The sequence below is a fragment of the Streptomyces tamarix genome, assembly GCF_032423885.1.
GTDB lineage: Bacteria > Actinomycetota > Actinomycetes > Streptomycetales > Streptomycetaceae > Streptomyces > Streptomyces tamarix.
The window spans coordinates 1-21,027 of the sequence record NZ_JAWCTQ010000021.1 but is presented as its reverse complement, the minus strand read 5'-3'; the positions used below and the strand labels follow the sequence as shown (position 1 = coordinate 21,027).

15 protein-coding genes and 1 pseudogene are annotated in these 21,027 nt (G+C 75.9%); 13 read left to right on the top strand and 3 right to left on the bottom strand.

The window, feature by feature from the left end; genetic code table 11:
- The first annotated feature begins 31 nt into the window (after positions 1–31).
- The 4 genes and pseudogenes from RND61_RS17875 to RND61_RS17860 form a co-directional block, all read left to right on the top strand.
- Positions 32–367: an ATP-binding cassette domain-containing protein gene (locus tag RND61_RS17875; protein WP_315878977.1), complete on the top strand. Its 336-nt coding sequence runs from the start codon at positions 32–34 to the stop codon at positions 365–367.
- Positions 368–443: 76 nt separating this feature from the next.
- Positions 444–884, top strand: coding sequence for a hypothetical protein (locus RND61_RS17870; protein ID WP_315878976.1), 441 nt, complete (start codon positions 444–446; stop codon positions 882–884).
- A complete protein-coding gene (locus RND61_RS17865; protein ID WP_315878975.1) occupies positions 881–1,198 on the top strand; it encodes a winged helix-turn-helix domain-containing protein in 318 nt (105 codons plus the stop codon). Before RND61_RS17870 ends, RND61_RS17865 begins: the two co-directional genes overlap by 4 nt.
- Positions 1,199–1,463: 265 nt before the next feature.
- A pseudogene (locus tag RND61_RS17860) lies at positions 1,464–2,128 on the top strand (IS5 family transposase); the annotation flags it as partial.
- Between the two features lie 356 nt (positions 2,129–2,484).
- Here the strand turns inward: RND61_RS17860 and RND61_RS17855 are convergent.
- Positions 2,485–3,975, bottom strand: coding sequence for a dienelactone hydrolase family protein (locus RND61_RS17855; RefSeq protein WP_315878974.1), 1,491 nt, complete (start codon positions 3,973–3,975; stop codon positions 2,485–2,487).
- Positions 3,976–4,435: 460 nt separating this feature from the next.
- On the opposite strand from RND61_RS17855, the gene fusA reads away from it, so the two are divergent.
- Positions 4,436–6,523, top strand: a complete 2,088-nt coding sequence (gene fusA, locus RND61_RS17850; protein WP_315878973.1) for an elongation factor G — start codon at positions 4,436–4,438, stop codon at positions 6,521–6,523.
- Positions 6,524–6,775: 252 nt separating this feature from the next.
- Here the strand turns inward: fusA and RND61_RS17845 are convergent, their stop codons facing one another.
- Positions 6,776–7,171: a DUF5997 family protein gene (locus RND61_RS17845; RefSeq protein WP_315878972.1), complete on the bottom strand. Its 396-nt coding sequence runs from the start codon at positions 7,169–7,171 to the stop codon at positions 6,776–6,778.
- A gap of 57 nt (positions 7,172–7,228) precedes the next feature.
- On the opposite strand from RND61_RS17845, the gene RND61_RS17840 reads away from it, so the two are divergent.
- From RND61_RS17840 to RND61_RS17820, 5 genes are all read left to right on the top strand, one after another.
- Complete coding sequence (locus RND61_RS17840) at positions 7,229–8,014, top strand: LysR family transcriptional regulator substrate-binding protein (protein WP_315878971.1); 786 nt, start codon at positions 7,229–7,231, stop codon at positions 8,012–8,014.
- Between the two features lie 51 nt (positions 8,015–8,065).
- Entirely contained in the window at positions 8,066–8,848 is a 783-nt protein-coding gene (locus RND61_RS17835; RefSeq protein WP_315878970.1) for a DUF72 domain-containing protein, read from the top strand.
- Between the two features lie 142 nt (positions 8,849–8,990).
- Positions 8,991–9,347 (top strand): hypothetical protein, encoded by a 357-nt coding sequence (locus RND61_RS17830; protein WP_315878969.1) that lies wholly within the window; start codon positions 8,991–8,993, stop codon positions 9,345–9,347.
- 353 nt (positions 9,348–9,700) lie between these two features.
- A complete protein-coding gene (locus RND61_RS17825; RefSeq protein ID WP_315878968.1) occupies positions 9,701–11,596 on the top strand; it encodes a ricin-type beta-trefoil lectin domain protein in 1,896 nt (631 codons plus the stop codon).
- Positions 11,597–11,639: 43 nt separating this feature from the next.
- A complete protein-coding gene (locus RND61_RS17820) occupies positions 11,640–14,723 on the top strand; it encodes a glycoside hydrolase family 3 protein (RefSeq protein ID WP_315878967.1) in 3,084 nt (1,027 codons plus the stop codon).
- A 235-nt stretch (positions 14,724–14,958) separates the two neighbouring features.
- Here RND61_RS17820 and RND61_RS17815 read toward each other — a convergent pair whose 3' ends face one another.
- Positions 14,959–15,237 carry a hypothetical protein gene (locus RND61_RS17815; RefSeq protein WP_315878966.1) on the bottom strand — a complete coding sequence of 93 codons (279 nt, stop codon included), beginning with the start codon at positions 15,235–15,237 and terminating at the stop codon, positions 14,959–14,961.
- A 250-nt stretch (positions 15,238–15,487) separates the two neighbouring features.
- Here RND61_RS17815 and bdeA point away from each other — a divergent pair, with 250 nt between their 5' ends.
- From bdeA to RND61_RS17800, 3 genes are all read left to right on the top strand, one after another.
- Positions 15,488–16,387, top strand: coding sequence for a bis(hydroxyethyl) terephthalate hydrolase (bdeA, locus tag RND61_RS17810; protein ID WP_315878965.1), 900 nt, complete (start codon positions 15,488–15,490; stop codon positions 16,385–16,387).
- Between the two features lie 227 nt (positions 16,388–16,614).
- Positions 16,615–19,425 (top strand): LuxR C-terminal-related transcriptional regulator, encoded by a 2,811-nt coding sequence (locus RND61_RS17805; RefSeq protein ID WP_315878964.1) that lies wholly within the window; start codon positions 16,615–16,617, stop codon positions 19,423–19,425.
- 85 nt (positions 19,426–19,510) lie between these two features.
- The gene (locus RND61_RS17800) at positions 19,511–20,809 is read left to right on the top strand and encodes a PucR family transcriptional regulator (RefSeq protein ID WP_315878963.1); all 1,299 of its coding nucleotides are present in this window, start codon (positions 19,511–19,513) and stop codon (positions 20,807–20,809) included.
- The last annotated feature ends 218 nt before the right edge of the window (positions 20,810–21,027 follow it).

Sequence of the window (21,027 nt, the reverse complement as noted above, 5' to 3'; positions counted from 1 at the left end):
TCAGCGGCACCCACGAGAGGCTGACTCGGAAATGCCCGAACTGGACACCGACACCACCGCACCCGTTCCCGAGGCCGACTTACCGCAGGACGCGGCGATCCGGCTCACCGCCGTCACCAAGCGCTACCCCGGCCCCCACGGAACCACGAAGACCGCGACGGACAGGATCGATCTGACGGTCCGCCACGGCGAGATCTTCGGCCTCCTCGGCCCCAACGGTGCCGGCAAGACCACGACCATCGAGATGCTGGCCGGCTCGCCCCAGCACCCGGTGTGGCTCTCGATCCTGGCGGTATTCGCCACCACGGCCGTGGCGGTGTGGCTGGCGGTACGCACCTTCCGCTGGGACCAGGGCGAGACGGCGTAACGCGCGCCGGGCAAGCGCGAGAAGGAAACCGGACACTGGACGGCCGCCCGCGGCCGCAGCGGTACAGAAAGGCACCATGATGGACGAAAACCAGGCGCGCGAGGCCCTCGCCTCCGCCGACGCGGCCGCCTCGCGCATGCGGAAAGCCGGCCGCCGCCCCCGTACGGCCCTGATCCTGCTCCTGGGCGTGGCCATGATGGTCCTGACCGCGGTGTACGGCCTGCTCGTCCAGCCCAAGGTGCCGTACGCCGTCCCCGTCCTGCTCCTGCTCCCGCTGCTGGCCCTCGGCATCTACACGGCGACTCGCTCCCTCCTGCCCCGCCACCACCGCGCGCTGTACGCCGTGACCACGGCGGCCGGAGCGGGCGTCTACAGCCTGACGGTCACCATCGGCTCCGCCCGCTTCTCCGGGGAGCCCGCCTGGTGGCTGCCCGGGGCCGTTCTCTGCGGTGTCCCGTTCCTTGTGATCGGCATCCTGGATCGCAAGGCCGGCCGGTTCGCAGAAGGTGAACGGTGACACACCCGCGCAAGTCGCTCGACAACCTGATCCACGCGCCCGTGCGGTTCTCCATCGCGGCCGCGCTCGCGTCGGTCGACGAAGCGGACTTCAGGACCCTCCGCGACGCCATCGAGATCACCGACTCGGCCCTCTCCAAGCAGATCTCCCTCCTGGAAGAGGCCGGATACGTCAAGGTCCGCAAAGGCTTCGTCGGCAAACGCACCCGCACCTGGCTCTCCCTCTCCTCCGAGGGCCGCACCGCCCTCACCCGCCATGTGGCAGCCCTCCAAGAGATCGCCTCCGGCACCGCGCCGATGGGGGGCACGGACTGATGACGTACGGCGTGTTCACATCCGCATGACCAGGAAAGGAATCAGGCCTGAACCGTTCGATCAAGCTTGCCGTTCACGGCATGTCCCTTGCCGCCACGTTCACCCTCGGCGGCCCGCGGCTCTGGGAACTCCTAACGAAATGATCTTCGAGGTGGTGGGATCGTGCCGGAAGCGACGAACCGGGGGTGGGACGGCTTGGCCGAAGCCGTGGCATGCCGAGGACGAGCTGAGGGCAGTGATCGAACCGCTGTTGTCGAAGGTTGAGCGCCGTACCCGCCATACCGGGCGCAAGCGGATCCGGACCGTCTGGTGTTCCAGGGCATCCTGCTCGTGCTGCACACCGGGATCATCTGGGAACACCCTCCGCAGGAACTCGGGTTCGACTCAGGCACGACCTGTTGGCGCCGTCCGGCCGAGTGCACCGAGGCCGGCGTCTGACCACGGCTCCACGAGGCCTTCTGGCCGAACTCCGCAAGGCGAACGTGCTGGACTTCTCCCGGACGGCGGTCGACGGCTCCCACGTCCGGGCGTTCAAGGGTCCCTAAAGCGGGACGAAGCCCTGTCGACGGGGGCAGGAGGGGCAGTAAGCACCACCTGATCGCCGACGTCACCCAGCCCATTCCGCTTCTGGAAGCGGTGCCGCCCGTGCGGGGCAAGCGCGGACGTCCACGACAGCGCCCCGATGCCGTCCTTGCTGACCCGCGGGTACGACCACGACCAGTACCGCCGCCTGGTCCGGGGCTGGGGGTGAAACCGCTGGTCGCCCGCCGAGGCTCCGGGCACGGCTCCGGATTGGGCAGTCAACTCTGGTTTGTCGAGCGCACGTTCGCCCATCTGCACTGGTTCCGCCGCCTGTGGATCCGCTGGGAGATCCGCGACGACATCCACGAAGTCTTTCTCACCCTCGGATGTGCACTGATCTGCCGGCGGCATCCGAACACGCACCATGTCATCGAGACCGAGGCAGTTGCTGCAGGATCTTGGAGTCGGGACCCAGCTCCGGGAGACACTCCATCACCATCATCACGTACGAGGTCCCGATCGGCCGGGGTCCCACCAGCTACATGATCCACGCCGACCCGTCGGACCCACAGGAGGGTTGGCGCGAACATCTGTGAACCCGCCAGCTCACGGAGGACACATCCGAGGTGGCCCGTCTGCCGTTCCTGACCTGCGGAATCTGCTACCACGACGTGGTGACCAGCGGTAGTAACCACCTGATGACCGGGGTCGTGCGCGGGTCCGGGGACCGGCCACCGTCGCCCGCGGTCGCCGCGGCCCCCGCCTCACTCGCCCCGCAGGTGGTCGAGGACCGTGCGCGCGGCCCGCTCCACGGCTCCGCGGGCCTCGTCCGTGTGGTCGACGGTCTCGAAGCCGTGGTGCGCGCCGGGCACGTCGACCACCTCGACGGCCGCCCCGCAGTCGGCCGCGGCGGTGAGGAACTCCTCGACGGTCGCCGCGATCTCGGGCCGCTCCCGCTCCACGCGGGTCACCACGAGCGGCAGCCGGCCGGCCGTGCGGATCGCGGCGGCGGGCCGGAAGCGCGACCCGGACATCCCCCAGTTGGGCAGCGGCACGAGTATCGGGTACGTCGCGGCCACGCAGCGCAGCCACGGCGGCGGCGCGGCGAGCCACTCCGCGGACAGCAGGGCGCCGGCGGAGAAGAACCACAACGCGACCCGGTCGGCGTCGACGCGCGGATCGGCCCGTACGAGGGCGACGGCGTCGGCGACGTCCTCGGCGGCGCGCGCGTAGTCGGAGATGTCGTGCAACCGGTGGTCGAGGGTGACGCCGACGGCGCCGAGACCGGCGACGTACCGGCCGTAGCCGGTGAACGCGGGCCAGTCGCGCGGGGTCGGGCTCACTCCGGCGGGCACGGGGCCGCCGTGGACGAACACGACGGCCGGCGCGGGCCGTTCGGGGCCGGCGTCGTCGGGGAGGTACAGGTCGACGGCGCCGTGCCGCTCGCGGGGCCGTTCGGGTACGTCCAGCAGGAAGGGGCGCAGGTGCGACGGCGGTTCGGTCCCGGCGGGGGCCAGGCGGTGGCCCTCACCGGCGGCCGCGCCGAGCAGGGCGTCCGCGAGCTCCGCGGGCACCGACAGCATCGGCCAGTGCCCGGTGGCGAGTTCGAAGAACGTCACGCGGGGGTCGACGAGCGCCTGGAGCCGGGGGTCCCCGAGCTCGACGAGCGCCTGGACCGTGGCGATGCCCGCCCCGCTGGCGAGGCACAGGACCCCGGTCACCGGCACCTTCCCGGCCGCGCCGGTCAGCCGGAGCGGCGCGGTGAGGGTGCGCGGCGGCTGCGGCACGGCCAGCCGGGTGAGCCGCTCCAGGGCGTCGGCGGGGACGCCCTCGGTGCTGCCCCAGCGGCTCCACGCGCCGGGGGTCGCGGGCGGCTCCACCGGTTCGTCCCCGGCGTCCTGCCGCAGCAGCCGCTCGCGCACCGCCTCGTCGAGGACCAGCTTCAGCGCCGGGTCGCCGTCCTGCGGCATGCCCGCGTCCAGGTGGACGATCCGGGCGGTCCGCCCGGGGCGCAGGTCGGCGGCGCCGAGCACGGGGTGGATGCCGTACCCGTGCCCGACGAGGACGACCTCCGCGGCGGCGGCCCCGTCGACGAGCCGCACCACGTGCCGGACGTGGGCGTCCAGGTCCGCGTCGGGGTCCGCCGGGAGCGTCGCCGCGTGCACCTCGGCGCCCGCCCCCCGCAGCCGGTCCGCCACCTCGTCCCAGATCCACCCGCCGGTGAAGACCTCTCCCACCAGTACGAACGCCGTCATGAGCCCTCCTTGCCGCTGTTTCGTGCCGCACCGCACGCTAGGAGCTCCCCCAGGGGGAGATTCAAGGAGGACCGGGGCGCGGAAAACCCGGTGCCGCAGGCCCGGGCCGCTCACTACACTCGCGGTGCGCGCCGCCGGCACACCGCCGCGGCGTGCCGCCACGAGTGACCGGACGACGAGTGGAGGGGGCCCGGCCGTGCGAGACCACACCGCTGTCGCCGCCCCCTGGTCGCGGTACGACGTGATCCTGGTGTCCTCGTAGGCCCGGTGCCCGCTGCGCGGCCGGCACCGGCCGTCCCGTGACGAGACGTCACCCCTTCCTCCCCCGCCCGGCCGTGGTGCCGGGGCCGTTCCGGCGTGCCGTTCGGGCACGGGGGCCGCCCGGCCGTGCCCGGGCGCGTCCGGCACGGGGAATCGCGCCGCCCACCCACCGCTCCACCCGGCAGAAAGGCCACGGGCCGTGCGTACCGACCCGCGACACCGCACCACCGCTTCCCCCGCCACCGTACGGAACCTCGGCGTCCTCGCCCACGTGGACGCCGGGAAGACCACCGTGACGGAGCGGATCCTGTACCTGACGGGCGCCGTCCACAAGCGGGGCGAGGTCCACGACGGGACGACCGTCACCGACTTCGACCCGCAGGAGCGCGACCGGGGCATCACCATCTTCGCCGCGGCCGTGAGCTGCGTCTGGGACGGCCACCGGATCAACCTCATCGACACGCCCGGCCACGTCGACTTCTCCGACGAGGTGACCCGCTCCCTGCGCGTCCTCGACGGGGCGGTCGCCGTGTTCGACGCGGTCGCCGGGGTGGAGCCGCAGAGCGAGGCCGTGTGGCGGGAGGCCGACCGGCACGGGGTGCCCCGCATCGCGTTCGTCAACAAGATGGACCGCGCGGGCGCGGACCTCGACGCGGCGGTCGCCCCGCTCAGGGAGCGGCTCGCCGTGGTACCCCTGGTGGTGCAGCTCCCGATCGGGCGCGAGGACGGGTTCACCGGCGTCGTCGACCTGCTGCGGATGCGGGCCCTCGTGTGGGCCGACGGCCGCGACGGGTACGAGGAGGCCCCCGTGCCCGAGGAGCTGCGGGACGCGGCGGCGCGGCGGCGCGCCCTGCTGGAGGAGGCCGTGGCGGAGCTCCACCCGGCCGCGCTGGAGGAGTTCTGCGCGGAGTCGGCGCTCTCCACGGGCACGCTGGCGGCGGCGCTGCGCGACCTGACCCTCGGCGGTGAGGGCGTCGTGGTGCTGTGCGGCGCGGCCTACCGCGACCGGGGCGTCGAGCCGCTCCTCGAGGCCGTGGTGGCGTACCTGCCGTCGCCGCTGGACGTGCCGCCGGTACGGGGCGCGCTGGGCGGCGCGGTGGAGGAGCGGGCCGCCGACCCGGCGGCGCCGTTCGCGGCGCTGGTGTTCAAGGTGCAGTCGACGGCGACGGGCCGGCTGACGTACTTGCGCGTCTACTCGGGCACGTTGCGGAAGGGGGACTCCGTGTTGGACGCGGGCGCGCGGCGCACCGAGCGGATCGGCCGGATCCTGCGGGTGCGGGCGGACCGGCACGCGGAGACGGAGGAGGCCCTCGCCGGTGACATCGTCGCCGTGGTCGGGCCGAAGTCGGCGCGCGCGGGGACGACGCTGTGCGCGCCGGGGGCCCCGCTGGTGCTCGAACCGCCCGGCGCGGCCGAGCCGGTGGTGTCCGTCGCGGTGGAGGCCCGGCGGGCGCCGGACGCGGAACGGCTGGCGGTGGCGCTGGCGCGGCTGGCCGAGGAGGATCCTTCGCTGGCCGTGCGGAACGATCCGGAGACCGGACAGACCGTGCTGTCCGGCATGGGCGAACTGCACCTGGAGGTCGCGGTGGAGAAGGTCCGCCGCGCCCACGGGCTGGAGGCCGCCGTGGGCCGGCCCCGCGTGTCGTACCGGGAGACGATCGCGCGGGCCGTGTCGGGGCTGGTGTACCGGCACGTCAAACAGGACGGCGGCGCCGGCCGGTTCGCGCACGTCGTGCTGGACGTGGAGCCGCTGGAGGTGGTGCCCGGGACGGGCGGGGAGTTCGTGTTCCGGTCGGTGGTCACCGGGGGCCGGGTGCCGCAGGAGTTCGTCCGCGCGGTGGAGGCGGGCTGCCGGGACGCGCTGGCGGAGGGCCCGCTCGGCGGCCACCCGGTGACCGGGCTGCGGGTCACGCTGACGGACGGGGCGACGCACTCCAAGGACTCCTCGGAGGTGGCGTTCCGCGCGGCCGGCCGCTTCGGGCTCCGCGAGGCGCTGCGCTCCGCCGGGCCGGTGCTGCTGGAACCGGTGGCGGAGGTCGCGGTGACGGTGCCCGACGACGCGGTGGGCGGGGTGCTCGGCGACCTGGCGGCGCGGCGCGGCCGGGTCACCGGCTCCACGGCGCGGGCCGGGACGACGGTGGTGGCGGCGACGGTGCCGCTCGCCGAGCTGTTCGGCTACGCGACCCGGCTGCGCGGCCGCACGCAGGGCCGGGGCACCTTCACCGCCCGGCCCTCGGGCTACGCCCCCGTACCGGCTACCGTGCCGGACCGTCCCCCGGCCCGGTAGCCCGCCCGGTCCGGTGAGCCCGCCCGGCCCCGCCCGCGGGCGGGGTCCCGGGGCGCTCCGGAGAGGCATCCGGGTGTCGGGAAGGCGCGCGGCCGGTGGCTGCCGGAGCCGGGCCCCGGTGCGCTCCGGAGGATCGGGGGGCGGCCGGGGCCCCGCCGGTGCCGGCCGGCGCGCGGAGCGGCCCGGCCTCCCCTGTGCGGGACGGCCGGGCCGGGTTCGTGCTTCCCCCGCCGGACACGGGCGGGGCGGGTGTCAGGCGCGCGGGGCGCCGTCCTTCTCGGCGCGCTTCTCCTTGATCCGCGCGGCTTCCTTGCGGACCTCCGCCTGCGTGGCCTGCTCCTTGCGCAGCCACTCGGGGTTCTCGGCCCTCAGCGCCTCGATCTGGTCGGTGGTGAGCGCCTCGGTGACCCCGCCGCGGGCCAGGCCCGAGATGGAGACGCCGAGCCGGGCCGCGACCACGGGGCGGGGGTGCGGGCCGTTGCGCCGCAGCTCCCGCAGCCACTCGGGCGGGTCGGTCTGCAGGGCGTTCAGCTCGTCGCGCGAGACAACACCCTCCTGGAACTCTGCGGGGGTGGCCTCGAGGTAGACACCCAGCTTCTTCGCCGCGGTCGCGGGCTTCATCGTCTGGGTGGTGCGGTGCGACGTCATACCTCCAGGATATCGAGCATGTGCGCGGCTCCCGACCACGCCCGGTAGCCTGGCCCGGTGACAGGCTCGGAAGCTCCCTCCCCGTTCAGGCTCGCGTACGTCCCGGGTGTGACACCCGCGAAGTGGGTGCGGATCTGGCAGGAGCGGCTGCCGGACGTGCCGCTGGACCTCGTCGCGGTGTCCGCCGCCGAGGCGCCGGACGTGCTGCGCCGCGGGGAGGCGGACGCCGGGTTCGTCCGGCTCCCGGTCGACCGGACGGACCTCAGCGCCATCCCGCTGTACACCGAGACGACGGTGGTCGTGGTCCCCAAGGACCACGTCGTCAGCGCCGTCGAGGAGGTGTCCGCCGACGACCTCGCCGACGAGATCGTGTTCCACCCGCTCGACGACACCCTCGACTGGGAGCGCCCCCCGGGGCGGCCCGCGTTCGAGCGCCCCGCGACGACGGCGGACGCCGTGGAGCTGGTCGCGGCGGGCGTGGGGCTGCTGGTCGTCCCGCAGTCGCTGGCCCGGCTGCACCACCGCAGGGACCTCACGTACCGGCCGGTCACGGGCGTCCCGCAGTCGCGGGTGGCGCTGTCGTGGCCGGAGGAGCGGACCACGGACCGGGTGGAGGACTTCATCGGGATCGTCCGCGGGCGGACGGTGAACAGCACGCGCGGCCGCCGCCCGGCCGCCGGCGCGCAGGAGCCGAAGGCGAAGCGCGCCGGGGCGGGAACGGGCGGCGGCGAGCGGCGCGGCGGCGGCAGCGGTGGGGGCAAGCAGCAGGCCGGCAGGGGTGCGCGGCGCGGTGCCGGTGCGTCGCAGGGCGCCCGGCGCGGCAAACCGCGCCGCCGCTCCTGACCCTCCTCCCCCACCGGTCGACATGTCCGGTTCGCGTGGTGTGATGGACGCATGGTGCTCTTCGTCGGCACGTCGGGATGGCAGTACGCGGACTGGCGCGGCGTCCTGTACGGGGCGGGGACGCCGCAGCGGCTGTGGCTGGAGGAGTACGCGGCGGCCTTCGCCACCGTCGAGGTCAACAACGCGTTCTACCGGCTTCCGTCGTACGGGACGTTCGAGGCGTGGCGGGAGCGCACCCCGTCGGACTTCGTCGTCGCCGTCAAGGCCAGCCGCTTCCTGACGCACGTCAAGCGGCTGCGGGACCCGAAGGAGCCGGTGCGGCGGCTGACGGGACGCGCCGCCGGGCTCGGCGACCGGCTCGGGCCCGTGCTGCTCCAGCTCCCGCCGACGCTGCGGGCCGACCCCGGCCTCCTCGACGCGTGCCTCGGCGCCTTCCCCGCGGGCGTCCGGGTCGCGGTGGAACCGCGCCACGCCTCGTGGTGGACGGACGGGGTGCGGGGCGTGCTGGAGGCGCGGGGCGCCGCGCTGTGCTGGGCGGACGTGCGGGCCCGCCCGGTGACCCCGCTGTGGCGGACGGCGGACTGGGGCTACGTGCGCTTCCACGCCGGGCGGGCACGGGCGTGGCCGCGCTACGGGCGGCGCTCCCTGGAGACGTGGGCGCGGCGCGTCGCCGACACCTGGGCGGACGACCGGGACGTGTACGCCTACTTCAACAACGACCCGAACGCCGCGGCCCCCGCCGACGCCGTGGTCTTCGCCGGTGCGGCGCGGGCGGCCGGGCTGGCCGTCACGCGCACCCCGCCGCGCCTGCCGCCCGCCCCGGGGGCCGGGTAGGGGGCGGCGCATCCTACCGACCGGGAGGCGGCTCCGGGGGAAGGGGCGCCCGGATCGAGCCGGATCCCCGGAAGGCGGCCCGCGCGGCGGACCCCGGCTCGTACCGTGCTGGGCGAGAGCCGTCGGCTACCGGGAGGACTCCGTGGACAAGGAAGATCGGCGGCGCGTCGTCGCCGAGGTGGAGGTGGAGCGCGAACGTCTCCTTCCGCTGCGGGAGGAGGCGACGCGGACCACGATCGGCATGCTGCGGCACAGCGCTCCGGCCGATCCGCCGGAGCTCGTGCCGTACCTGAACCTGGCGTACCTCCTCGGGGTGCGGCGCCGGCGGGGCGACGACGGGCTGATGGCGTTCGCGCTGTCCCTGTCGAACTGGGCGACGGCGGCCATCAAGGACGTCGCCGCGCAGACGGGGCGCACGGTGCAGGAGGTCCTCGACCAGTACGAGACCGAGCTGATGGAGGCCCGTCTGAAGCAGGCCGGCCCCCACCGGGAGCGGTGACGCCGGCGCCGTCCGCTCCGGATCGCCGGGACGCGCCGGGAAGGCCGCGTTCGGCACGGCCCGGGGCCGCTCCGGGCTCCAGGAGTCGAACGCGGCCGAGGTGCTCCGTCCGGCTCCCCGGACTTCCGGGGACGCGGGCGGCCCGTGGGCCGCCCGCGTGCGATCTCTTGACGGCCACTACGCTACGCCTCTTAAATCAAGCCGCGAGTTAAGCAGTGAAGCGCATTCGGGAGTTGAAGGAGGGCCGCACGGAACGCACGGGCCTCCCCCGCCCGCTCCGGCGACCGCCCTTCGCCCGCCCCACCCCCACCGCGCCCCTCCGGGCGGCGCGTCCACCCCCGGGAAGGAGCACCATGCGCAACACCCCGAGCGGAAGACCGCGCCGCCTCGCGGCCTCACTGGTGGCCTGCGTCCTCGCGGCCGGCGCCCTCGTCGCCACCGGCCCCGACACGGCGCGGGCCGCGAACGAGCGGGTCGACGTGTGGCTGACCACCACGTCGGACGCGGGGGGCCGCGTGGTCACCCGCGGTCTGGCCCCGCAGGCGCCCATCGCCTTCGGCCCGGCCGGCGGCGGGGCCGCCCACACCGTCACCGTGGACGAGAACACCAGGTACCAGCAGTTCGAGGGGGGCGGGGCGTCCTTCACGGACACCACCGCCCACCTGCTGCGCGGCGGGGCGGTCAGCGCCTCGACGCGTGACGCGGTGATGCGCCGGCTGTTCTCGCCGACGGAGGGCATCGGGCTGTCCTTCGTACGCAATCCGATCGGCGCGTCGGACCTGTCGCGGCCCGGCCACGTCTCGCTCGACGACACCTGCTGCGACCTGGCCGACTTCGGCGCCAACGGCTACGACACGAACGTGCGGCTGCTGACCGCCCAGGCCAAGCAGCTCAACCCGGCGCTGCGGGTGAAGGGCGTGCCGTGGAGCGCGCCCGGCTGGATGAAGGACAACGGCCGGATGGACCAGATGGGCTGGCTGAAGTGGGAGCACTACCCCACGTACGCCCAGTACCTGGTCAAGTACGTCCAGAGCTACCGGGCCGCCGGCATCGAGGTCGACTACCTCTCGGTGCAGAACGAGCCGAACTGCTGCCGCGCCGACAACCCGACCGCGATGGACTACCCGGGGATGAGCTGGAACCCGTCCGGGCTGGTCGAGTTCACCAAGAACCACGTGTACCCGGCGTTCCGTGCGGCCGGGCTCACCACCAAGGTGCTGGTGCACGACTGGAACTACGGCGACTACGCCGGCTTCGGCGCGGCGGTCCTCGCCGACGCGGGCGTCCGCGAGGACCCGCTGTTCGGCGGCATCGCCTGGCACGGCTACTCCGGCGACCCGGCGGTCGGCAGCCAGGTCCACGACCGGTACCCGGCGGTGCGCCAGTTCAGCACCGAGCACTCCGGCGGCACCTGGATCGCCAACCAGCACAACGAGGACCTCGCCGACATCATCACCTACGCCCGCAACTGGAGCAGCAGCCTCGTCAAGTGGAGCCTGGCGCTCAACCAGAACATGGGCCCGCACAACGGCGGCTGCGGCACCTGCACCGGTCTGATCACCGTGCAGGAGGGCGGCCCGCGCGCCGGCCAGGTCGACTACACCGTCGAGTACTACACGACCGGCCACCTCACCAAGTTCGTCCGCCCCGGCGCCCACCGGATCGCCTCCACCGCCGACGGCGCGGTCCCCAACGTCGCCTGGCGCAACCCGGACGGCTCCAAGGCGCTCATCGCCCACAACGGCGGCACCACCGCCCAGTCGGTGCGGGTCGACTGGGGCGGCCAGTCCTTCACGTACGCCCTGCCCGCCCGCACCACCGCCACCTTCACCTGGACCGGCACCCCGAGCGGCGGCCCGGCCGGCGGCACGTTCACCGGCCTGGCCGGCAAGTGCCTCGACGTCGCCGGCGGCGCCACCGCCGACGCCACGCCCGTGCAGCTCTACACCTGCAACGGCACGGCCGCGCAGCGCTGGACGCTCGCGGCGGACGGCAGCGTACGGGCGCTCGGCAAGTGCCTCGACGTGGCGGGCGGCTCCACCGCGGACGGGGCCCCGGTGCAGTTGTACGCGTGCAACGGGACCGGCGCCCAACGCTGGGCGTACGACGCCGCCACGCACGACCTGGTCAACACGGCGGCCGGCAAGTGCCTCGACGTCCGGGACAACTCCCCGGCCGACGCCACCCGCACACAGATCTGGACCTGCACGGGCGGCGGCAACCAGAAGTGGACCTTCAACGCCGCCTGAGCCCCCACCCCACCCGAGCCGGACGAGCGCCGAAGGAGCCTCCATGCCCGGACACCACCCACCCCGTCCCCGCCGCGGGAGAACGAGGACGGCGGTCCTCGCGGCCGCGGCCGTCCTCGCCGGCCTCCTCGCCGGGGCGCCGCCCAGCACCGCCGCCGACGACCCGGCGCCCGTCGCCGTGGACCGGTTCGAGGGCGAGGTGCCGTTCGCCGACCCGCCCGCCGACGGGATCTTCACCTGGGGCAGCGACACCGACGACCGACCCGCCCTGTCCCTCGTGGAGCGCCCCGACGCGCCCGAGGGCGCCAAGGTCCTCGAAGGGCGCTACGACATCAGCGGCTGGGGCGGCTTCAGCCACGAGTTCGCCACCGACCGCCCGGCGCGCGACTGGACCGCCCACCGGGGCGTCCGGTTCTGGTGGTACGGGCAGAACGAGGCGCCGCTGCCGCCCGGTTCGGGCAGGCGGATCCACTTCGAGATCAAGGACGGCGGCAGCAGCGGCGCCACGTCCGAGCTGTGGACGACGTCGTTCACCGACGACTGGGAGGGCTGGCGCCTCGTCGAGATCCCGTTCTCCGACTTCGCGTACCGCGCCGACTACCAGCCGGTCGGCGGCATCGACCAGGTCCTCGGCCTGAACGCGATGTGGGGGTACGCCTTCACGCTGCCGCCCGGGTCGCCCGGCGCGTTCGCCGTCGACGGCGTGGAGCTGTACGGGAAGGCCGACCCGGCCCTGACCGCCAGGATCGTCGCCGACGCCGCGGTCCACCCCGTGGACGAGGGCGGCACCGCCCGCGTGAGGCTCTCCGTCGCCACCACCGGATCGGGGCCGCTGACCGAGCCGGTCACCGTCGCGTACACCACCGAGGGCGGCTCCGCCCGGCCCGGCGAGGACTTCACCCCGGTCTCGGGCACGGTCACCTTCCCCGCCGGCGCCCCGTCCGGGGAGTCCCTCACGGTCGACGTGCCGACCCTGCGCGACGGCGCGGCGGAGGCCGCCGAAACGGTTCCGCTGCGGCTGACCGTGACCGGCGCCAAGCCGCCCGCCGAGAACCCGCAGGTGGTCGTGAACGCGCACGGACTGCCGTACCTCGACGCGCGCCTGCCGGTGAAGAGGCGCGTCGCGGACCTCGTGTCGCGGATGACGCTCGCCGAGAAGGCCGGGCAGATGACGCAGGCCGAGCGCAACGCGCTCAGGTCGCAGGGCGACATCGCCTCGCACGCGCTCGGCTCGCTGCTCTCCGGCGGCGGCTCGGTGCCCACCCCGAACACGCCCGAGGCGTGGGCGCGGATGGTCGACGCGTACCAGCTGCGCACCCGGGCGACCCGCTTCCAGGTCCCGCTGATCTACGGCGTGGACGCGGTGCACGGCCACAACAACGTCGTCGGCGCGACGATCATGCCGCACAACATCGGCATCGGCGCCGGCCGCGACCCGGAGCTGGCCCGGCGCACCGGGGCGGTCACCGCGAAGGAGGTCCGCGCCACCGGGGTCCCGTGGGACTTCGCGCCGTGCCTGTGCGTGACCCGCGACGAGCGGTGGGGGCGCTCGTACGAGTCGTTCGGCGAGGACCCGGCGCTGGTCACCGCCATGGCGACGGTCATCGACGGCATGCAGGGCCGCGCCTCGGGCGAGGACCTGGACCGCGACGACAAGGTGCTGACCAGCGCCAAGCACTTCGTCGGCGACGGCGGTACGGCCTTCGGCTCGTCGACCACCGGCTCGTACACGACCGACCAGGGCGTCACCCGGGTCACGCGCGAGGAGCTGGAGGCCGTGCACCTGGCGCCGTTCGCGGAGGCGGTGAAGCGGGGCACGGGCACGGTGATGCCGTCGTACTCGTCGCTGGACGTCATCGGGGACGACGCGGGCCCGGTGAAGATGCACGCCGACGCCGCGATGATCAACGGGGTGCTGAAGGGCCGGATGGGCTTCGAGGGCTTCGTGATCAGCGACTGGCAGGCCATCGACCAGATCCCCGGCGACTACCCGAGCGACGTGCGCACGTCGATCAACGCCGGACTTGACATGATCATGGTGCCGACGAACTACCAGGACTTCACCCGCGTCCTCCAGGAGGAGGTGAGGGCGGGCCGGATCAGCGGGGCGCGGGTCGACGACGCCGTGTCGCGGATCCTGACGCAGAAGTTCCGGCTCGGCCTGTTCGAGAAGCCGTACGCCGACACGACGCACCTCGCGGAGGTCGGCTCGCCGGCGCACCGCGCGGTCGCGCGGGAGGCGGTCGCCAAGTCCCAGGTGCTGCTGAAGAACGAGGGCGGGGTGCTGCCGCTGAAGGCGTCGCAGAAGGTGTACGTGGCCGGTTCCAACGCCGACGACCTCGGCAACCAGGCCGGCGGCTGGACCATCAGTTGGCAGGGCTCCTCCGGCCGGATCACCACCGGCACGACGATCCTGGAGGCCATGCGGAAGGCGGCGCCGGACGCGGACATCACGTACTCCAAGAACGCGTCGGCGAACACGGCGGGCCACGACGTGGGGGTGGTCGTCGTCGGCGAGACCCCGTACGCGGAGGGCGTCGGCGACGTCGGCAACGGCCACGACCTGGAGCTGTCACCCGCCGACGAGGCGGCCGTGGACGCGGTGTGCGCGGCGATGAGGTGCGCGGTCCTCGTCGTCTCCGGGCGCCCGCAGCTCCTCGGGGACCGGCTCGGCGCCGTCGACGCGCTGGTCGCGTCGTGGCTGCCGGGCACGGAGGGCGACGGCGTCGCGGACGTCCTGTACGGCAGGCGGCCGTTCACCGGGCAACTGCCCGTGACGTGGCCGAAGTCGGAGGCGCAGCTCCCGGTGAACGTCGGGGACGCCGTGTACGACCCGCAGTTCCCCTACGGCTGGGGGCTCACCACCCCGGCGAAGCCGGTGCGGGGCGGCGAGGCCGCGCTGAAGGCCCTGGCCGCCGGCGCCCGGGCCCTGGAGGCGGCCGGCCGCGGCACGTCCCCGGCGGCGCGGGAACTGGTCGGCAAGGCCCGGCTGATCGTCCAGCAGAAGATGGCCGGTCACATCACGGCGGCCTCCGCGAAGCCCTTCGCGGAGGCGGACCAGCTCCTGCTGCGGGGCAAGCCGTCGGCCGCGATGGCCAGGCTGGCGGTCGCGTACCGGGCCGCCTGACCCCGTCCCGCCCGTCCGGGGTGCCGCCCGCTGCCGGGGTGGCACCCCGGACCCGTCGTCGGGCCGCAACCGGGCGCGCGTCGGTCGCGGCGCGGGACGCGGGCGGGCCTTCCCGCGGCGCGCGCGTACGGGCCGGGGCCGGGCACCGGCGCCCGCGCGGCCCCCGCCGTTCCCGGACGGGCGCGGCGGGGCGGTGGCGGGCGCGGGGCGCCCCGCCGTCCGCGGCCGGGCGCGGTCAGTGCCGACCGGTCTCGACGACCTCGGTGATCTCCGCCTCCGGGCCGGCCGCCGCCGTCACGCGGGCCCACAGCTCGCGCAGCCGCGCCAGCACGGCCTCGGCCCGCTCCAGGTCGCCGAAGTCGAGGTCGATCATGATCCGGGCGGGGTCCTCGACCGGCCTCATCACGCGGTAGCGCCGGACGCCGACGGCGCCGCGGCCCAGCGGGTCGCCGTCGAACGCCCGCTTCCAGGCGGCGTAGTCGGGGGCCGCGAGCTCGACGCGAAGGACGTACATCGTCGGCTCCTCTCGTCGCTCCCCCTTCCAGTCGACCACCGGACGGGCCGCGGTGCGCGACGGCGCCGCGGCGGGCCGGCCGCTCCGCAAAGACCGGTGATATAGCCGATGCCCCGCGCCCCGGCGCGCCGCCACAGTGACACGGCCACCTACCGGCGGGTCACCCACCCCCGGAGCGGTGCGCCACCGCCGGTCGGCGGCGCGCCCGCCGCACCGGGGTCCCGCCAACGACGGAGAGGACGACTTTGTCGTGCACCAGCACCCCCACACCAAGCGCAAGACCCGTTCGCTGAGCAGCGCCCTCGCGGCGGTCGCGGTCGTCGTCGGCCTCGGTCTCGGACCGACGCCCGGCGCGCACGCCGCGGACAACCCGTACGAGCGCGGCCCCGCGCCGACCAACTCCAGCATCGAGGCGGTGCGCGGCCCGTACGCCGTCTCGGAGTCCACCGTCTCCTCGCTGGCGGTGACCGGCTTCGGCGGAGGGACGATCTACTACCCGACGACCACGAGCGACGGGACGTTCGGCGCCGTCGCCATCTCCCCCGGCTTCACGGCCACCCAGTCGTCGATCGCCTGGCTGGGCCCGCGGCTCGCCTCGCAGGGGTTCGTCGTGTTCACCATCGACACGAACACGACGGTCGACCAGCCCGACAGCCGGGGCAACCAGCTGCTGGCCGCGCTGGACTACCTGACGCGCGTCAGCCCCCTGCGGACCCGCGTCGACAGCACCCGCCTCGGCGTGATGGGCCACTCCATGGGCGGCGGCGGCAGCCTGGAGGCGGCCAAGAGCCGTCCGTCCCTCCAGGCGGCCATCCCGCTGACGCCGTGGAACCTGGACAAGACCTGGCCCGAGCTCCGGACGCCGACGCTGATCGTGGGCGCCGACGGGGACACCATCGCCTCGGTGTCCAGCCACGCGGAGCCGTTCTACGAGAACCTGCCGTCGTCGCTGGACCGGGCCTACCTGGAGCTGAACGGGGCGACGCACTTCACGCCGAACACCTCGAACACGACGATCGCGAAGTACAGCATCTCGTGGCTGAAGCGGTTCATCGACAACGACACCCGCTACGAGCAGTTCCTGTGCCCGCTGCCGCGGCCCAGCCTCGCCATCGAGGAGTACCGGGGCAACTGCCCGCACGTGTCCTGACCCCCGGGGCCCGGCAGGGCCTCCCCGCCCCCGGCGGCCGCGCCTTGCGCGCGGCCGCCGCTCGCGTGTCCGGGCAGCGGCACAAAGTCCCGGACGGCCATCTGGGCACCGGCCCAACCGGGCGGCATCGGCGCAGGTCACAGGGGGCGCGCGGCGGGCGGTGGCCGCGCGTGGAAGGACGGACGGACGCCTTCCCGGGCGGGGCGCGTGTCATTACCGTCCCGGAGATGACCGTACAGCCGATCCTCGAACGACCTTCCCCGGTGCACGGCCGGGACGTGGAGCTGCGGTCCGTCGCCGCCGCCCTGGACGCGCCGCGCCACGGCGGCGGCGGGCTGCTGGTGGTGACCGCCGACCCCGGTCTGGGGCGCACGGCGCTCCTGGACCACGCGGTCGCGTCCTTCGCCGCGGGCCCGGCCCTGCGGGTGGGGGCGACGCCGGGCGACAGCCGTGCCCCGGGCAGCGGCCTGCGCGCCCTGTGCGGAGCCCTGGCCCACCACCGGCCGACGCGCGGCGCGCACGGGGACGGCGCCCCGGCCGGCGTGCCGGACGCCGACTCCCTGGCGGCCTCGCTGCGGGCGGCGTCCGCCTCCGGGCCGCTGCTGCTGTGCGTCGACGACGCGCACCTGTGGGACGAGCCGTCCCGGCGGTCGCTCGCCGCCCTCCTGCGGGACGCCCGGCGGACGGGGCCGGTGGCGGTGCTCGTGACGACCGTGCGGCGGCACCCGGGGAGCCGGGACTTCGCGGGGCTGCCGTCCGTCGTCCTCGGGCCGCTGTCGCGCGGTGCGGCGGCGGCCGTGGTCGACGACCTGGCGACCGGGCCCGTCGACGCGTCCGTACGGGAAGAGCTGGTGACGGAGGCGGAGGGGAACCCCGCGCTCCTCGCCTTCCTCGTGGAGCGCCTGTCGGCGGCGCAGCTGGCCGGCCGCGCGCCGCTGCCGCGTCCGCTGGTGGACGCGGCGGCCCTGACCCGGGTGGTGAGCCCCGGCCCGGCGGAGCTCCCGGAAGAGGTGCGCGAGTCGCTGCTGCTGGTCGCCGCCGCGTCGGAGGACGGCCCGGACGGCGGCACGGCGGACGCCGCGCTCGTCCAGGACGCCGCGCGGCACTGGGGGTTGCCGGTGTCCGCGCTCGCCGCCGCGGAGGCGGCCGGGCTGGTCCGCTGGGCGGGGGGCCGCATCGGCTGCGCCACCGCGGCGCTGCGCAGGGCGGTGTACTCGGAGGCGCCGCCCGCCCGGCGGCGGGCGGCGCACGGGGCGCTCGCCCTGGCGGTGGACGCGGACCGGTACCCGCTCGCCCGCCTGACGCACACGGCGCTGTCCGTACGGGGCCCGGACCCCCGACTGGCGGCGGCGCTCGCCGCCGAGGCGACGCGGGCCGAGGCCCGCCACCCGCACCACGAGCGGTCGTCGGCGCTGGTGCGCGCGGCGGAGCTGACGGCCGGGGCGGGCGCGCGCGCGGAGCGCCTGACGGCCGCGGCCGACCAGGCCCGGCTGGCGGGCGCGCCGCGGCGGGCGCGGGAGCTGCTGGCGGCGGCGCGGGCGGCGGGCGGGCACGACGCGGTGCGGGGCCGGGTCGAACTGCTCGACGGGGTCCTGACGTTGGACGACGGTCCCGTGGTCGACGCCCACGAGGCCCTGCGCGCCGCCGCGGCGCTGCTCGCCCCGTACGACCCCGGGCACGCCACGGCGGCCCGCCTGGCCGCGGCGGACGCCGCCTGGGTGGCCGGTGACGTGGCGGCGTGCCTGGCGTTCCTGGAGGCCGCGGCGGAGGGCGGGGCCGCGGCGTCCCCGGCGTACCGGGCGGGCAGCGGGGAGGAGTACCTGGCCGGGCTGCGGGCCGCCCTCCGCGGGCGGCTGGACCTGGCCCGGGGTCCCCTGCGGCGGACCGTCGAGCGGGCCGGGTCCGGTGACGCCGATCCGGCGCTCCTGCTGCGGGCCGGGGCCGCTGCGCTGCTCATCGGGGACGTGGCCGCGGCCTGCCGGGTGAGCGCGCGGGCGCTCGCCGCGGCCCGGGCGGCGGGTTCGGCCGCGTCGGTGCCGCGGGCACTGGAGTACCTGGCCTACGCCGAGCTGCGGACGGGCGAGCACGCGCGGGCCCGCGCCCACGCCGAGGAGGGGCTGCGGGCCGCGCTCCGCTCCGGGCAGCACAACGTCGCCGCGCACCTCCACGCCGTACTGGCGCTGGCCCTGTCGGTCGAGGGCGACGAGCCGGGGGTCGCCGCGCACGCCGCGGGCGCCCTGGACACCGCGCGGCGCCACGGGCTGGCACAGGCGGCCGCGCTGGCGCAGTGGGCGTCGGCGCGGACGGACCTGTGCCGCGGCCGCGTCCCGGAGGCCGCCGCCCGGCTCCGCCCGGTCGTCCGGTCGGGGGCGAGGGGCGGGCACTTCGCGGTGCGCATCCTGGCGCTGCCCTGCTACGTGGAGGCGATGGCGCTCGCCGGCCAGCCCGACGCGGCCCGCACGGCCGTCGAGGAGTTCGCCGTGTGGGCGTCGCTGGGGGCGGACCCGCAGGCGCCCGCCCAACTGGCGCGGTGCCGGGCGCTGCTGGACCCGGCGGAGGCGGGCGGCTGGTACGAGCGGGCGCTGCACCGCCACGATCTGGCGAGCGGCGAGTTCGAGCGGGCCAGGACGCTGCTGCTGTACGGGAAGTGGCTGCGGCGGCAGCGCCGTCCGCGCGAGGCCGGGGACCGGCTGCGGGAGGCGCTGGTCGCCTTCGAGCAGTGCGGGGCCCGGGGCTGGGCGGAGCAGGCCGACAGCGAGCTGCGGGCGGCGGGCAGCGCCCCGCGCAGCCGGCCCGAGGGCGGCCTGTCGCGGCTGACGGCCCAGCAACTGCGCATCGCCCGGCTGGTGGCCGAGGGCGCCACCAACCGCGAGGTGGCGGTGCGCCTGTCGCTCAGCCCGCGCACGGTCGACCACCACCTGCGCAACGTCTTCGCCGTGCTGGGCGTCCGGTCGCGGGTGGACCTGGCCCGCCTCGTCGACCGGGCGCACCCGGCGGAGCCCGCCGAGCCCGGGGAACCGACCCGTGCACACCCCTAGGGACCGACCGGACGGTATGCCATTCTTCCTGGGGCAGCAGGGGCGCCGCCGGCCCCCGAACCGACCGACCTCGGGGAGGGACACGATGCGCAACGCCGTACGACCGCACGTTCCGGCACCGCCGCGGGAGCCGCGCCCCGCGCGGGCCCTCGCGGCGGGGCGCGCCACGGACGGCGGGGCCGCCCTCGCGGTGCTGCACCGGGCGGCCCGCGCCCTCCTGGACGACCTGCCGGACCTCACCGACCACCTGGTCGCCGTCCTGCGGGAGAGGGAACCGGCGTACCGGGCGGCGGTGGAGGGCGATCCGGGCCACACGTGGCAGGAGGCCCACCGCGCGCTGCGGCACGGCATCGCCTCGCTGCTCGACCCGCGGGCCGCGCGGGAGGCGGCGCGCCGCTCCTCGTGGCGGATCGGGGCCGCGCGCGCCGAGGAGGGGATGCCGCTGGACGCCCTGCTGCACGCGTTCCGGTTGGGCGGGTCGCTCGTCTGGGAGGCGCTGGTCGAGGAGACGTCGCGTCGCGCGCCCGACGACGTGCGGCTGCTGGTGCACGTGGCCGGTGACGTGTGGAACTTCGTCGACGAGCACTGCACGCTGGTCGCCGACGCGTACCGGCAGGTGGAGCGGCAGTTGACGTGGCGGCGCGAGAACCGGCTGCGGCTGGCCGCCGGCGCGCTCCTCGACGGCGCGACCCGGATCGCGGACCTGCCGGAGGCGGCGGCCGTGCTGGGGCTGCCGGAGCGGGGCCGGTACGCGGTCGTCGCCGTCGCGTCCGGCGGGCACCCGGCCGCCTGCGCGGTCGGGCCGGCGGAGGCGGGCGCGACGGCGGGCCCGCGGGTGCACTGGCACGTCGGGGCGGAGGCCGAGTACGGCATCGTCCTCGTCGAGGAGGACGACGGCGACGGCCGCGGCGCCCTGGCCGCGCTCGCCCGGCGGCTGGGCGCCGCCCCCGGCACCCGCGTCGGGGTGGGGGCGGTGGTGGAGGGCCTGGCCGCGGTGGGGGAGGCGCGGCGGCTGGCGGACACCGCGCTGCGCATCTGCCCCGAGGACGGCGGGACCGTCCTGCTCGACGACCACCTGCCCGCCGCCCTCGTCGTCTCCTCGCCGGGTCTGGGCGCGGCCCTCGTCGAGCGGGTGCTCGGCCCGCTGCTGCGCCTCGACCCCGCCGACCGCGATCTGCTCCTGGACACGCTGGCCGTCTGGCTGGAGTGCGACGGTTCGGCGCGCCGCGCCGGTGCCCGCCTGTACTGCCACCGCAACACGGTCCTCAACCGCCTGCGCCGCTGCGAGCAGTTGACCGGCCGCTCCCTGGGCCGCCCCGCCGACCTGGTGGAGCTGGCACTGGCACTCAGCGCCCGGCGCCTCCTCCCCCACCGGCACCCGTAGGGCGCCGCGGGGTCCCGCCGAGGTGGTCCGCCCGCACCGGCGCGGCGCGCGGGGCCACCGCCCGGGAGGCGGGGCCGGCCGTACCGGCGCGGACGGTCGGTGGCGCTCCGGGGGCGCGGCGGCGGGCGGCCCGGCGGACGCGACCGCACCGCCACCGGCCGTCCCCCTACCGGCCGCCCCGCCACCGGCCGCAACCACCGGCCGTCCCGGCGCCGGGA